This is a genomic window from Candidatus Termitispirillum reticulitermitis, assembly GCF_054655775.1.
Genome location: NZ_BAAIHG010000033.1, coordinates 1 through 14,367, shown reverse-complemented (window position 1 = coordinate 14,367; position 14,367 = coordinate 1). Strand labels below are relative to the sequence as shown.

General features: G+C 43.8%; 17 protein-coding genes. 10 read left to right on the top strand and 7 right to left on the bottom strand.

Annotated features, from left to right (window positions below; translation table 11 throughout):
- On the bottom strand, nucleotides 1-864 hold an 864-nt coding region (locus tag AC1MDJ_RS04700), incomplete at its 3' end, for an Rpn family recombination-promoting nuclease/putative transposase (protein WP_479689800.1).
- A 149-nt stretch (nucleotides 865-1,013) separates the two neighbouring features.
- Between AC1MDJ_RS04700 and AC1MDJ_RS04695 the strand changes: the two genes are divergently transcribed.
- The gene (locus AC1MDJ_RS04695) at nucleotides 1,014-1,508 is read left to right on the top strand and encodes a transporter substrate-binding domain-containing protein (RefSeq protein WP_479689799.1); all 495 of its coding nucleotides are present in this window, start codon (nucleotides 1,014-1,016) and stop codon (nucleotides 1,506-1,508) included.
- 2 nt (nucleotides 1,509-1,510) lie between these two features.
- Here the strand turns inward: AC1MDJ_RS04695 and AC1MDJ_RS04690 are convergent, their stop codons facing one another.
- From AC1MDJ_RS04690 to yajC, 4 genes are read right to left on the bottom strand one after another with little or no spacing between them, the layout of a single operon-like run.
- A complete protein-coding gene (locus tag AC1MDJ_RS04690; RefSeq protein ID WP_479689798.1) occupies nucleotides 1,511-1,861 on the bottom strand; it encodes a YraN family protein in 351 nt (116 codons plus the stop codon).
- Nucleotides 1,839-2,762, bottom strand: a complete 924-nt coding sequence (gene secF, locus AC1MDJ_RS04685; RefSeq protein ID WP_479689797.1) for a protein translocase subunit SecF — start codon at nucleotides 2,760-2,762, stop codon at nucleotides 1,839-1,841. Before secF ends, AC1MDJ_RS04690 begins: the two co-directional genes overlap by 23 nt.
- Nucleotides 2,763-2,771: 9 nt before the next feature.
- A complete protein-coding gene (gene secD / locus AC1MDJ_RS04680) occupies nucleotides 2,772-4,316 on the bottom strand; it encodes a protein translocase subunit SecD (protein ID WP_479689796.1) in 1,545 nt (514 codons plus the stop codon).
- A gap of 2 nt (nucleotides 4,317-4,318) precedes the next feature.
- Nucleotides 4,319-4,675, bottom strand: coding sequence for a preprotein translocase subunit YajC (gene yajC / locus AC1MDJ_RS04675; protein ID WP_479689795.1), 357 nt, complete (start codon nucleotides 4,673-4,675; stop codon nucleotides 4,319-4,321).
- 189 nt (nucleotides 4,676-4,864) lie between these two features.
- Between yajC and AC1MDJ_RS04670 the strand changes: the two genes are divergently transcribed.
- Genes AC1MDJ_RS04670 through AC1MDJ_RS04650 form a run of 5 tightly spaced genes read left to right on the top strand, consistent with a single transcriptional unit; the run spans nucleotide 4,865 to nucleotide 8,384 of the window.
- Nucleotides 4,865-5,404, top strand: coding sequence for an SWIM zinc finger family protein (locus AC1MDJ_RS04670; RefSeq protein ID WP_479689794.1), 540 nt, complete (start codon nucleotides 4,865-4,867; stop codon nucleotides 5,402-5,404).
- A gap of 26 nt (nucleotides 5,405-5,430) precedes the next feature.
- Nucleotides 5,431-5,538 (top strand): CcmD family protein, encoded by a 108-nt coding sequence (locus AC1MDJ_RS04665; protein ID WP_479689793.1) that lies wholly within the window; start codon nucleotides 5,431-5,433, stop codon nucleotides 5,536-5,538.
- A gap of 3 nt (nucleotides 5,539-5,541) precedes the next feature.
- Nucleotides 5,542-5,862: a hypothetical protein gene (locus AC1MDJ_RS04660; protein ID WP_479689792.1), complete on the top strand. Its 321-nt coding sequence runs from the start codon at nucleotides 5,542-5,544 to the stop codon at nucleotides 5,860-5,862.
- Complete coding sequence (surE, locus tag AC1MDJ_RS04655; protein ID WP_479689791.1) at nucleotides 5,840-6,607, top strand: 5'/3'-nucleotidase SurE; 768 nt, start codon at nucleotides 5,840-5,842, stop codon at nucleotides 6,605-6,607. The genes AC1MDJ_RS04660 and surE overlap by 23 nt, the downstream gene beginning before the upstream one ends.
- A 49-nt stretch (nucleotides 6,608-6,656) precedes the next feature.
- Complete coding sequence (locus AC1MDJ_RS04650; protein ID WP_479689790.1) at nucleotides 6,657-8,384, top strand: hypothetical protein; 1,728 nt, start codon at nucleotides 6,657-6,659, stop codon at nucleotides 8,382-8,384.
- A gap of 38 nt (nucleotides 8,385-8,422) precedes the next feature.
- On the opposite strand, the gene AC1MDJ_RS04645 is transcribed toward AC1MDJ_RS04650, so the two are convergent.
- Entirely contained in the window at nucleotides 8,423-8,713 is a 291-nt protein-coding gene (locus AC1MDJ_RS04645) for an ArsR/SmtB family transcription factor (RefSeq protein WP_479689789.1), read from the bottom strand.
- 75 nt (nucleotides 8,714-8,788) lie between these two features.
- Between AC1MDJ_RS04645 and tmk the strand changes: the two genes are divergently transcribed.
- The 4 genes from tmk to AC1MDJ_RS04625 all read left to right on the top strand — a co-directional run bounded on the left by tmk (nucleotide 8,789) and on the right by AC1MDJ_RS04625 (nucleotide 13,515).
- Entirely contained in the window at nucleotides 8,789-9,409 is a 621-nt protein-coding gene (tmk, locus tag AC1MDJ_RS04640) for a dTMP kinase (RefSeq protein WP_479689788.1), read from the top strand.
- Nucleotides 9,406-10,344, top strand: coding sequence for a hypothetical protein (locus AC1MDJ_RS04635; protein WP_479689787.1), 939 nt, complete (start codon nucleotides 9,406-9,408; stop codon nucleotides 10,342-10,344). The genes tmk and AC1MDJ_RS04635 overlap by 4 nt, the downstream gene beginning before the upstream one ends.
- On the top strand, nucleotides 10,341-10,982 hold the full coding sequence (gene nth / locus AC1MDJ_RS04630) for an endonuclease III (protein ID WP_479689786.1): 642 nt from the start codon (nucleotides 10,341-10,343) through the stop codon (nucleotides 10,980-10,982). The genes AC1MDJ_RS04635 and nth overlap by 4 nt, the downstream gene beginning before the upstream one ends.
- A gap of 310 nt (nucleotides 10,983-11,292) precedes the next feature.
- The gene (locus AC1MDJ_RS04625) at nucleotides 11,293-13,515 is read left to right on the top strand and encodes a hypothetical protein (protein WP_479689785.1); all 2,223 of its coding nucleotides are present in this window, start codon (nucleotides 11,293-11,295) and stop codon (nucleotides 13,513-13,515) included.
- Nucleotides 13,516-13,600: 85 nt separating this feature from the next.
- On the opposite strand, the gene AC1MDJ_RS04620 is transcribed toward AC1MDJ_RS04625, so the two are convergent.
- The coding region (locus tag AC1MDJ_RS04620) for a nucleotidyl transferase AbiEii/AbiGii toxin family protein (protein ID WP_479689784.1) at nucleotides 13,601-14,367 on the bottom strand (767 nt) is incomplete at its 5' end.

Sequence of the window (14,367 nt, the reverse complement as noted above, 5' to 3'; positions counted from 1 at the left end):
CAACGCACCCTCTTGCATACCTTGCTGCATACCTTGCTGCAAGCCTTGTTGCATGCCCTGTTGCATGCCTTCCTGCAAGCCTTCCTGCAAGCCCTCTTCCTTGGCTCTCTCCGCCATACGTAGTCCATAGTTCCTTGCACTATTCATATCCCGCTCTGCTTTCTCATAGCCCATATAAGCACGATATAGCGCAGGGTCGTCATGCACTGACCTTAACTTCTCATTGATTTCTGCTAATGCGCTGTTCATACCAAATACCCTCCTCAATAGCTCCTCATTACTCTGCTCATTCAAATACACTAGCCATTGATACAACTCATCACTCGCTACATCTAACCCTTTCGCTAACTGTTGCCTAAACCTAACCATATCTAAAAAATGCACCCCAATTAAATCAGACAACATAAAGTCTTTCTCTGTGTCTTCATACAAGTGGAAACTAGGGTGTATCTTATCTAAATCAAGGCACTTAAAGTTCACAATATTTATCGTTATAACAGGACGCAGTTTTGTATAGTCATCCCCGCTCTCTATACCTAGTATAAACTGTCTGCATAAATAAAACAAGGTTCTTTCTACCATATTGTGTTCGTTGACTAACTGCACCTCTATATCAACCTTTGTCTTGTCCTCAAGCTGTGCTAACACGTCAAGCCTAGATAACTTCCCGTGTATTGTTAGTGCAGAGAGTTCCCTGTTGTCTAGTATTTCAAGTGAAACGATAGGCTTTTTCCTAGTATCCTTTAACACCGCATTAAGAAAAGCCATGAGCAAAGGCTCACTCTGCCCACGCTCCCCTAACGTTTTCTTAAACGCAAAATCATTCAACGGATTCAACCGCTCTGCAACGTTCCTGCTACCCATACGAAGATTATAACAAGTATAGCTAGACTTGACAAGAGAAAAACAGGGGACTATATACTTGCCCCCCCCCTTGTCTTGACACCTCACAAAAAATGAGCTAGGATTGAGCAATTAAACTTCCGCACTAGGAGTAGTCATAGGAGCAGTCAATGGGCAATATAACTGATAATTTCGTTGTACGTATAATAATAATAATAGTGATAACCATTTTGGTTTCCAATGCTATGTTTATGGCATTTGACAACTCGTGGAGTCTTGTACAGAAACGCGGAGAACTGCATCTTGGCTACAATAAGAGCTATGATAATGCTAGCTTTGTTCTTGAACTGGCAACTGAGGTGTCAAAACGCATAGGTGTCAATCTAATGCCACAAGCCATTGACTGGTCTGAAAAGGAAAAAGCATTAGATGCTGGTATGGTTGATTGTCTATGGGGCGGGGTAAAGCGTCTTGACTCGGAGGACAATAGCATGACTTTCTCCAAACCATATATGAAAGATGGCTACCTTGTAGGGTTTAGGCGGGGAAACGTAGCACTTAAAAATAAAGTTCAAGTAGCTCTTGTTGCAACCATTAAAGATGGCACAGCAAAGAATATAGCAAACCGCTGGTTCACTAAGGATGTTATTTTAGAACCTAAGTAGCCCTAAAAAGCGTTTTCAATATGTGTGATGACGCCCTCATCTATGGATATAATATCACAACGGCATAGGGAATGTATATTATGCATTACGCAATACATTGTGGCGCAGTTTTTAATGCGCCGTTGTTTTGTGCCGATTACAGCCTCAAACCCCTTACCATATCTGTTGCTGCTACGCAGTTTTACCTCAACAAACACATAAGTTTCGCCTTGTTTAGCAACGATATCTATCTCGCCGTATCTCGTTCGGGCGTTCATTCGGACTATTTCATAGCCCTTGTTTTTGAGATATTCAGCTGCCTGCTGTTCGCCTGCTGTGCCGACTTGACGTTTATTTGGCTGTTGCTGGTTCATTCCTCTTTCTTGTCTTTACCAGATAGACGACGATAGCCGCAATACATAGCGAAGAGTAAGTGCCTACCAATATGCCCACTAGCATCATGAATGCAAAACCGTTTATGACTTCGCCTCCAAATAGATATAGACTCAGCACAGCTAAAAACGTAAGTGCTGATGTCACAATCGTGCGCGATAGCGTTTCATTAAGACTGCTATTTATTAGCTCTTTCCACGAAAGATTTGCATGCAACTTCATATTTTCACGCATTCTGTCAAATATCACTATTGTATCGTTCAGTGAATAGCCTACCACCGTGAGAATTGCCGCCATTACCGTTATGTTAAGCTCTTTGCCCGACAAGCTATAAGCCCCTAGCGATATTATCACGTCATGGGTTAGTGCAATCACTGCACACACGCCGAACAATGGCTGAAACCGAACTGCAATGTATATTAAAATACCAACCAGCGCGTATAGCATAGCATAAAAAGCCTTGTTCCTAAGTTCACTGCCCGCTTGCGGTCCCACCTGCTCGGTCTTCTGTATGCTCGGCGAATGGCTAGATAGCTGGCTGGATAGCTGTGCAGTTATCCTAGTTGACAAATCTTGCAAGCTGAGTTTGCTGGTTTCAGCGATACGAATCAACACTTCGCTAGAATCAACACCGCCAAAGTTCTGTATTACAAAATCGGTCGGTATGGCGGGCGAAATTGCCGTGCGAACACGCTCCAGTTCAATGCTCTCCGAAAAGCGGACTTGCACCACCGTGCCACCAACAAAGTCAATGCCTACATTAAAGCCTTTAGTCAACACTACTATGAGGCTTATGATTATAGCGACAAGCGAAATGATTATGTATATGCGCGCCTTGCCGACAAAGTCTATGCTAATATCAGGTTTTACTAGTTCAAACATTATCTGCCCCTATATACTGATAGATTGGACGTCTTTATTCTTTATGATAAAGGTCATAAAAATCGTCTTGGTTACGTACACCGCCGTGAACATTGAAGCGATAAGTCCTAACGATAGTGTCACGGCAAACCCCTTTACTGGACCGGTGCCGAACTGGAACAGAACTACCGCTGCAATAAGGCTAGTTACATTAGCATCTATGATAGTAGTGAACGCTTTATCATAACCGGTCTCAAAGGCATTCAGCACAGTGCGCTTGTTTTTAAGCTCTTCTCTAATGCGCTCAAATATCAGCACGTTAGCATCAACTGCAATGCCAAGCGTTAATATCACACCTGCAATGCCGGGCAGTGTCAGCGTAGCTCCTGATGCACACAAAGCACCGAGCAACACCACAAAGTTGCACACTAGCCCTACATTTGCCACAATCCCGCTAGATTTATAGTAGATAGCCATAAATAACATGATGAGAACAAGTCCGATAATGGACGCCTTGACCCCTGCATGTATTGAATCTAACCCAAGAGACGGTCCCACAGTGCGGTTTTCCAGTATCTCCACTGGGGCGGGCAGACTACCCGCACGCAACACTATTGCTAAATCTTGCGCCGTCTCTATAGTAAATCTGCCAGAGATAGAACCCTCGCCACCCGTAATGGCTTCACGAATATTCGGTGCAGAGTAAATATTGTCATCAAGCACTATTGCAAGCCGCTTGCCAACGTTACTGCGCGTAACATCTGCGAATATGCGCGCTCCCGCAGGGTCAAATCGGAAAGCAACAACAGGGTCGTTATACTGCGAATATTGAACTGTTGCGTCCATAAGGCTATCGCCAGTCAGCAACACTTCACGTTTCAGTGCCATAGGTGTAGCGGACAAGACCTTGCCTGTGGCTTTATCAAGTTCTTTGGAATATAAAAGTATATCATCATAAGGGATAGTAGGGTTGTCGCCAACGAGCTGTGCTGGAGGCACGTTCTCATCCACTAAGTAGAAACGCAGTTGTGCCGTCTGCCCGATTAGTTTTATTGCCCGTTCAGGGTCCGTTTCGCCGGGCAATTGAACGATAATTTGGTCTTTGCCTTGTCGCTGAATCAGCGGTTCCGATACACCAAACTCGTCTATGCGGTTACGTATTACCTCTAACGACTGCGACACCGCTTGCGTGCGCACCCTGTCAATGCTAGCACTATCAAGCTCAAACGTTATTGAGTCAGCACTGTCCGCCTGTTGTGTCAGCTGAAAACGTTGAGCTTGTTTTACTATATCAGCAGTTTTAGCACCAGCAGTAAAACCTATGCGTACTGAGTATTGCGGTGCTTTCTGCACATAAGCAAATGGGATGTTCTCCCTTTGCAGCTCACGGCGTAGTTGATAGACTATGCTGTCAACGCGTGATTCAAGGGCTTTGTCTGTATCAACGCTCATAAGGAGGTGCATCCCCCCTTGCAGGTCAAGCCCAAGCCTGATGCTATTTTTCAGGGGAACAATGAAAAACAATGCCCCTATAAGCACTACGCCTACAACGCCCCAGCGAAACTTCAAGTTCATTGTTATTTACGCTCCAGAGAGGTTTCCTCACTATACTTGCCAGCGATGCCCGACTTAACAATCTTTACCTTGATGCCACCCAAGTTTATTAAAAAAGTGCGCGGGTCTATTACAGACTCAATAGTTGCTATCATTCCTGATGATGTTAGCACTACGTCCCCTGTTTTTAGGCTATTTAGCGTGTTTTCTTGCTCCCGTTGACGTTTCCTGTTCGGACGTATCAATAAGAGGTAGAAAAGTATTATCATCACAACGAACGGCACCATCTGTCCAAGCCCAGACTGAAAGAAATTGCCTTGCACTTCGCCTGCTTGTGCATAAGCCATAGGTGCAAATAAAGCTGTTATCGTATCCAACATTTCACATCCCTCCAATAATAAAAAATGCTACCAGTCTGTGATTATATTACAAAAAATATAATTTGCAAGCAACTAGTTAAAATCAGGATTTTTGCCTCATAGCTATAATAATGTCCGCTAGTTTTTGCTATTGATATTATCGGTAGAGTATGTTAATATTACTTAAATACTAATACAGAGGACGATAATATGAACGTTCCTAAATTGAACGAACAGCAGCTAAAAACGCTCTTTTCTATAGACGACGTACTTCGTGCCGAAAGTATGGTAGGGCAATGCTATGATTGCACTGTATCAGGCGGAGATTTGAGTGCGAAAATTCGTGGCAACCATGGCGTATATAGTATCAAGCTCAAAACGTTGCAAGAGCCTATGGCTTATGAGGGCATTGGCGAGGACGGTGAGGCTGTATCAGGCAAATATTTTGCGGCTCTAGGACTAACTTACATATATACCCCATGGAAGTTTAAGGTAGAGGGAGCAGGGCTTGACAGGAGTACCATATCAAGTGCAGACGATATACAGCTATATATTGCACTTACCCCGTTGCGCCAGCTACTAGATGAGCTTAAGACTAAAAATGTTCCCCTAGCGGCTTTTGCTGATATGGTGCACGTTCCGCTACAGCAAATACATCAGGCTATGAATGACGGCGACCATGATGTTCCACATACATTACTTGGACCGCTGAAGTTTGCTTGCCTGTATATGCTTGAAAAACTGAAATAACCATGATGGCAAGAGAGGCTTGAGGTATGAGCTATTTAGTTGTGGCATATTGTGTGGTGTGGGTAGTGCTGGGGGGCTATATTTGGAATTTGTCCTCTAGGCTGAAACGTCTTGAGGATAAGGTTCGGCGTTGACTAATGGCGTTGGATATCCGCACAGTGGAACGCGAGCTAGACAAGATGCGCGCAGAGACACTCGGCGATGCGGGAGTTGTGCTAGAAATAGTTATAAAACAGGCGAATGTTGCGAGATTAGCTCTTGAGCAGAATAGACGCGATTATCAGCTAGAACCAGACAGGATACTTGCATTGAAAATTAAAGCTGGGGAACGTGAACTTGATAAATTAAATGCCGATATGGAGCGTTGTTATCGTAATCTAGTTATTCAGCGTGAGGCTATAGGCGTATTTGACCACGCGATATTACAGGAGATTTATGCGTATCCTAGTATCAAATGATGATGGCATTCAGTCTCATGGTCTGTTGTCTCTGGTCGTTGCTCTGTCAAAGGTTGCAGAGGTAACATTGGTAGCTCCAGCACAGGAGATGAGTGCGGTATCAAGACACTTAACGTTAAACAATATACTAATAGTTGACAAGTTTTATAAAGGCGGAGATTTTTTCGGCTATGCAATTCACGGCACTCCCGCAGACTGCGTGAAACTAGGGCTTAGTGAGCTAGTGAAGCATAAGCCTGACTACGTGTTTTCGGGCATAAACAACGGTGCAAATGTATCATCGCAAATTTGCTATTCGGGCACGGTAGCGGCGGCATTGGAGGGGGCGGCGGACGGTATCACTTCGGTTGCTGTGAGCCTGCCTACGACTGAACGCCCCAGCGGACTGGGCTATGATGCATCGGCAGAGATTGCCTTAAAGTGGCTTGAAGTTATGGAGCGAGGCGAACTGCCACACGGAATAGTCTATAATATAAACGTTCCACCAATCCCTACTGCTCAGATGAAAGGCTTTGTCCCAGCGACTGCTAATGAAACTGATTTCAAGATGAAGTATGAGAAACGCAATTCACCACGCGGGGGGACATATTACTGGCTAAGCGATGTTCAATTGCCAAAATCTTACGCTGATGGCAGTGATGTTAGTTGCCTGAAAAAGGGCTATATACCGGTAACTCCGCTTAATAGATTAGGCGTTCTTGATGAAAATGCATTCCGTGTGCTCAGCACTACCACTCTTAATTAGTCTATGTCTATTATTTAGCACTGCTTCGTTTGCTGCAGGCAGTGGATTTGTGCTGACAAAACCCGTCTTGTCGCCGTTTGTTCTAACACCTAGCTACGATAAACCTGACGTGGCAACTATAATGCCGATTCTGATGCCCATATATGCTGAAGAATATCTTACTTATTATGTTAAACAGCTTGGTGTAGCACAACCTGCACGAACACAAGCACAGTTTGTTAAGATATTGAACGAGCGCATAGCAGATGGGCAGTATAAACAGGCTACAATAATGCTAGAAACAAGTCCGCAGCAGTTATTTAGCGACAGCAGACTTAATAATATTAGGATGCTACTTGCCTATAGAGCGAAAGATTACAGGAAAGCGGGTTTGTTATACCGATACATCACTCCAGAATATACTCTAGTAGCTGTTGATTCGTTGCTCAATGCTAGCCTGTCTGACATGCGCCTAGCCATACTAGCTAAACCACTAATAGAGCGGATAAAAAATAATGAGGACAAACGATTTGTTCAGAATAAATACTATATAGTTAACGGAGAATATAAGCGGCTTGGTGGTAGCCTTAGTGAGGAAAAGCAGTTGGAGCTGCTAAATTTCTATGTGCTGTCCTGTTTCCCAGTGCTTGATGAGCGCGTTATGGAGCGGCTCATATCAAACAATAAAAATCTTGTCCGCTATCAACGTGTATATAAAGCCTTTTCATTATTGTATTTAGGCGACTATGACAATGCTAGCAAGCTGTTTAATAAAGTTGACGATACTCTGTATGGCGGGATTGCCTCATTGTATGCGGGTGATAATAAATCGCAACAATCGTTGGCAGTTTTGGCAAACAATTCCACCGATAGAGATTTAATAATGCTTGCTAGGTATGCACTTGCAGAGACGCGCTATGTGAACGGTTCTAATGAGAACGCCCTACAGCTGATAGACGGGTGCAAAAAATATTATTGTGCCGAGTTGCGGTCAAGGCTCTATCTAGCAAATAGGGATTATGAGCTTGCGAGCAAGACTACGGGCAATTCAAAAACTGATGCAGCTTGGCTTATACGCGCAGCTGTTCACTACAACCAGCGCAAATATCAGCTGGCAAAGGATGAACTTGCCAAATTAAAGGGTGCTAGCATTGATAAAGAGAGGCTACAGATACTGATTTCTATAAAAGAGAAAGATGTCAGCACTGCTATTGAAAGGTTAGGAACTTTTAATGGTAATGAACGAGTGCTCTATGAAACAGTTCTTACGCTGGCAGATGGTGGACACTACAAGCAAGCATTAGAAGTGCTGGACGCCAGCAAACAGACAAGTGAGAATGTATTGCTAATGGCGAATATTTTAGCGATGTCTGGCAACAACGAAGGGGCAAAGCAGATGTTTGAACGGCTGCAGGATAATGCCACCACCCGCTATATTGCGCTATATGGGCAGATTGCGATAGCAAAAGACGCTAAGGAGCGGAACGAGCGGATGTTGGCAACCCTTAGAACATTAGAAAATAGTGACATCTCTTTTTCTCAGAAAGATAAGTTGCTCTATGAGATAGTGCGACAGCTATTAGCTAATAAAGATTGGAATGAGCTAGTTAGGGCGATTAACCTATTTTTTGCCAACTTTAACGAGTCTAGTTATATGGCGGAGATGTACGTTGCGCGGGCACAGCTATTCCGTAGAGGGAATAGACGTGCCGAGTGTTTAGCTGATGTGAGTAGGGCAATAGCAATGGACGCAAGCTTAAAGAAAAGCATTAACGGGCAATCTATTTGCGAACGCTAGCTCGCCTCCGCCTTGTTCTCCCAAAACCTAATGGTAGCCTATTCTTCCTCCACGTGGTTTAGCATATCGCTTATTATCCCTTTAATATGGTCGTCGTCTGCTCCGTAGAACACGCGTTTGCCCTCGCTGCGCCCCGCTATCAGGCGGTATGCTTTCATAAGACGCAGGTGGTGGCTGACAAGCGAGGGTGATGCACCGATATTTTCAGCTATATCACTGACGGACATCTCGTCCTTACAGCAGGCAAGCATAATCTTTAGACGTGTGTTATCGCCCAATATCTTAAATGTGTCCGCCATAATAGCAATGCTTTCATCCCGTGTTGGCATAATGCCTCCCTAATAATAGGTTCTAATTCATTTTTTTAATGTTGTCAACCTTTACAAATATGCTATCATTACGCAATGTTCATATCCATTGACGGCATTGACGGCACAGGCAAAACTACACAGCTTAAGCGGCTGGCAGATTATCTGGTGGCTAGTGGGTGTGACGTTTGCCTCACTAGAGAGCCGGGTGGCACTCCCGCAGGGGTAGCCATACGCTCAATATTGTTAGACAAGCACTCTGATATTTCCCCGACTACCGAACTACTATTATTTTGTGCCGATAGAGCCGAACACCAGCGCAAAATTGCTGATGCGCTGGGAGCAGGACAAGTTGTCCTCTGCGATAGATTTCTATCCTCTACCATAGCATACCAAATATATGGACGTGGCTTTGAAAAGCCTGAAATGTTGGAGTATATTACAAAAAACACCGTAACGCTCTTTCCTGATATAACTATTATCCTTGATTTACCAGTTGACGTATCAATAAAACGCAGCCTAGCTAGGCTAAATAATATAGGTAGTAGCGTTTCAGAGGGGCGGTTTGAGTCTGAGAGCAAAGCATTTTTTGAGCGGGTAAGGGCGGGTTTTATGGACTATGCAAAAAAATATAATGCTGTAGTCCTAGATGCTTCTGGCAACGAAGACGATGTTTTTAACGCCATTAAAAGATGTGTGGATGGGTTGTTCGGATGATTTTAGGGCATACTAAACAGCAGGCTATGTTTAAGCGATTAGCCACAACTGGCAGGCTGTCGCACGCATACATATTCAGCGGGATAGATGGCATTGGCAAGAGAACCTTTGCTATGGAGCTTGCTAGGGGGCTTTTGTGCTCTGATGGCAAGTTTTTTGAACCTTGCGATTGTCCAATGTGCAAGCTAGTCTTGCGCGACCAACAGGAGAGCGATACTCGGCGAGTGGAGCGGGAGGCTGACAAAAAAGGGGAGAATAAGGGTAAAAAGTTGCGTTTCTGTCCCGACCTATACCTGCTTGATGAGCCAGACGACCTAAGGATTGAGAGTATACGCGATATAATAGGAGATTTGTCAGTTTCGTCTTATGGTAATGATTGGCGCGTAGTCGTATTAGACAATGCACATGATATGGGGGTGGAGGCGGCAAACGCATTCCTAAAAACGCTTGAAGAGCCTAGTGGCGAGACGCTATTCATGCTGGTATCATCGCAACCCGACAGGTTGCTTCCCACTATACGCTCACGTTGCCTAAATTTAGATTTTGAACCGCTGGACAAGAACACTCTTTTAATGGTGCTCAGGAAAGTTAAAATAAATGTTAATGAAGTATTATTAGACTATGCTGGCGGCTCAGTATCACGCATACAGCTACTAAGACAGCTTGATTTTACAGGATTAAAAGCATCTATTGATACCAACAGTATTGAGGGGCTGGCAAAGTCTATATTCTCTGCCGATAGCCTAGATAAGCTTGCTGATGTATTGGCGGTGCTACTGCCATGTTATATGAGCCGATATAAGAGCACCCTTGATGTGCGCTACGTGTCGCTCGTTAGCTACCTAGAAACTATGGTGCAGACGCTCAAGACGAACGTGAACCTAAATCTGGCTTCATTAGGAATATTTACTAAAATTGCGGAGACGCTCAAATGACAATTCAATGCCCCGCTGTAAAACTCTATAAGAGTAAAGTCAACAGAATGAAGCACTTTATTGATGTGCTGTCTGCACGCTATCCCGAACCAAAATGCGCCCTAGTTCACGATAATCCTTACGAACTAATAGTTGCAACCATACTTAGCGCACAATGCACCGATAAACAGGTCAACAAAGTAACGCCTGCACTATTCAAGAAATATCCCACCCCAAATAAACTAGCAAAAGCAACGCTAGCAGACGTTGAAGTGCTAATACATTCAACAGGTTTCTTTAAGCATAAGGCGAAAAACTTAATAGGTATGGCACAAGCTGTTGTGAATATTTACAACGGCGAAATCCCGCAAAATATGGACGAGTTGACATCCTTGCCGGGGGTAGGGCGCAAGACAGCTAACGTAGTGCGGGCGAATGCGTTTAACATCCCCTCAATGGTGGTTGATACGCACGTTATACGCATATCAAATAAACTTGGGTTTGTAGCGACAGAAGAGCCTGAAATCATAGAACACTTGCTTGAAAAGCTAGTTCCGCGTGAACGTTGGCGCGACTACTCACACCAAGTAATAATGCTAGGACGTGAGCTTTGCACCGCTAAAAAAACGCTCTGTGATGAGTGTCCTGTAAATAGTTAATGTTGTATAGTTCAGTTTGATAAAATTGACTGTTTTGAAGCGTTTGAGACTGGTATAAAAGACTATGAGGATTCATTTAAGCGGTCAAAAACCTCACGAGGTGTCTTATATTTTAGGCACTTCATTGGTGTTGTATTTATCTTCGCTATTACTCTATCTAACGCCTCTTGTTTTTTTGTGAAATCCATTTTATAATAATCGTATATGATTGCTGTGAACACTATATATATTGATTTCTATCCCCCCCCCCCCACGCATAGCCAATGTTTGCAAGGGGTTTGGGCGGTTATCTCTGCGAAGGTAGCCGCCAGTGTATAGTTTTAACGTCAATAGCCTGTTTTATAGATTCAAGCATCTATTTTTTGTCCTCACAACGTTAGTGGCTGTTGCTTGTGTTTATGCGCTCCTATCGTTCGTCTATGTAGGCAGAACAGATGCAGTGCCCTTAAAATGGCAGAAACACCTAGAAATATCGCAGCAAGAACTATATAAGAACCTAGACAATTTCAGCATAGTTGGCGTTGACAGGAATGTTATTCGTAGTGATATATCCGAGTTTGCAAATATAAGGGTTGATTTAGGTAATAGAGCGTCAAAAGATTACGAAGTAGTGTCACTAGTGGTCTCTAGGCTAAATGATACTAATGGCTGGCATAGGAATGTATGGGTGGAAATGCCATTTGCTGATATGAGCGGGAAACTTGCCGAAAGGAGATTTCCCCCACTAAAAGACGGCTTTAATTCGTCTAGGGCAATAAGGGGCGGTGTCCCCGAACAGCTGACAATAAGAATGAATGCTAATATAGGCTTATCAATGGAACTTGAACGGGTATATTTGAGCAAATACCCTGCACTGCCTGACAAGTTTATCACTCCATTTATTGTGCTTTCAATCTTTGCGCTATTTATATCTTGGTGTTGTTTTTATAGGGGACTGCATAGCTGGCTCTTTGCTAGAAATTGGGCTTTGCTTATCATAATAATTGCGACTCAGCTACTTGTTCTAGCCTACTATAGAGACCAAGCTAAGTATGGAATAGGAGAAGAAGTTCCTAGTATTTTAATGGCTAATGCTAGCATAGATGAACTTACTGATAATGTTTGGCACTCATCACAGGAGCTTTTTAACGCTGTCACTGCTCAACCTGAGGACAAACTCAAGCGTGATGGTAGCTATCACTCGTCATCACACGTTACACAACTGCATTTAGTTTATTTGTTATTCCCGAACACATTTAGCTATTGGTTCGGGGTGCTGCTAAATATCCCTTATTACGTGGGCATTTGTATTCTCCTATATCTCGTATCTAGGCACTTTATGCGGGGCAGGCTAGCCCTGCTACCCGTTGTGTTTTATGGCTTCAGTGCGGCAGGTCTCTATTCGCCTATATTTGCCCGTTCATACACGCTAGCACCTTTCTTCTGTATGCTGTCAATATATTTAGTGCTGGAGATATTAACTCAGCCGAAAATAACAAAGAAAGTTTATGTGTTGCTTGCGTTATCGGCATTTCTGGGCATTGATGCGCATAACTTTCTGGGGACATGGCTTGCGGCTATATCAATTGTGCCTGCAATAAAACTACTTAAAGACAAACGTTTCGCTACTTTTGCTAAATGCCTAGTTGCCTTACTGGTTGGGTTCTTTATGTATCTAGTTATTTTAGACGGTAGCTCTCTTATTAGAGATTATCTATCAACAGCAAGTGGCAGTGGTAGTGATAGCGGTAAGAGCATACTATCATATTTCAATATAGTGGCTTACATTGAGCTGATGATGAAATCTTTGGACTATCTATTTGGCGGGGTGGCAAGGTGGTGTATTTTTGTCATTGTTGTTATGGGTATTCTGTATTACAAGAACTACAAATTATATGTTTATCCAAACCGTTTTGAGCTTAGTTGCGACAGCACAAGAGGGGCACTGCAAAGAGGCACCTTACCGCTATGTGCCTCAATAGCACTAGCACTGCTCGGGTTTATGCTCCCTTTTCGTATGCACACGTTATTTGTTGACTTGTCCTACGTTCAATCATTATCCATAGCTCCACCGCTCATTTTGCTATTTACGCTACTTATAAATGAACTTGTTAGTAAGGTGATTACCGACACAGCACTACGTCATAGACTGATTGCTGGCGTGCTACTGCTGATGTCGTTTGCGGGTTTTGAGCATAGAGTAAAAGCTCAAACAACAGCATACTACCAGCCACGTCATAATTACGCCAAGATTGCCGAACCTTACAGAAATACGCCTGTTATTAGCATATATTCCCCATACTCCCTGCATATAACCACTATGATGAACCTGCGGGAATCTATAGCTCTGAAACCTAACGATATCGCCGCATTTGAACGTGCATTAGAACACGTAAGGAACGATGACAACGTCATAATCTACTACTCACCTGGGACGCCCCAGTTGGGCTATGAGCAGGAGCTGAAATCTATCCTAGAAACTATGCACCAACGCGGCTACACAGAACAAGTGCCCTTTATAGGCAAAATGAGCTGGCTCTGCGCTAAAAAATAGTAGGGTTTAGAGCAAGTTAAACTCTCTATACTCGTCCTGTTTAAGTATAGCAGTCTTTATGCCGACACCATCAGTTGTTGAACCATCATTTTTTGCTATTTTTTCTGCCTTTCTTATTTATCTCGGTTTCAAGTTCGCCCAAGAATGCCAGTATATCCGACCATTCCGGCGTGTCGCCGAAAATCATACTTTGCATTGCCTTGTAATCCCGCGCAAGCAAATCCCTATTATTTTCATTTGGCGACAGACGCAGTTCCCCGGCGGCGCATTCGTCAAATGTATGCCCCCAGCCGAAGGGATAGAACTGATTTTTATGTTCTATAACTTCTTGCAATAAATCAAAATCCGCCAGCGCGTCGGCTTTTATCGCCGAATGCCCCATTTGATACAAATCATAGTAATGCCGCGAATACCGCTCCGGCGTATGACTGGGGATTTCCGCGCCGTTTTCTTTATCGCGCTTTGTCGCGGGGCGGTAATGCTCGCGATGCAGAATCGTCACCTTGTCCCAAAATGTGCGCTTGGCTTTTATCGTCGGCACGAACGCCGGCGCGATACCAAGGTGCGGATAGGCTTTCGCTACATACGGCAAAATCTCTTTCGGCTCGTTCGGCGTCAGCGCCGAGAGTATCCCGATTTCAAGAAAAATATCCGACCGCAGATAAACATCATTCGCGACCTTTGGATAAATAATATGCAGGGATTTGTTGTCAATGAATTTCGGCTCGTAATTTGGATTGACCTTTGCATATTCTTCGTAGGTATAGATTTTCACACCCCCGTCCAGAACCTTTGCGATTTTATCTTTCAATGTCGTGCTGATATACTGCGCGGCAATATCGGATACTTCTT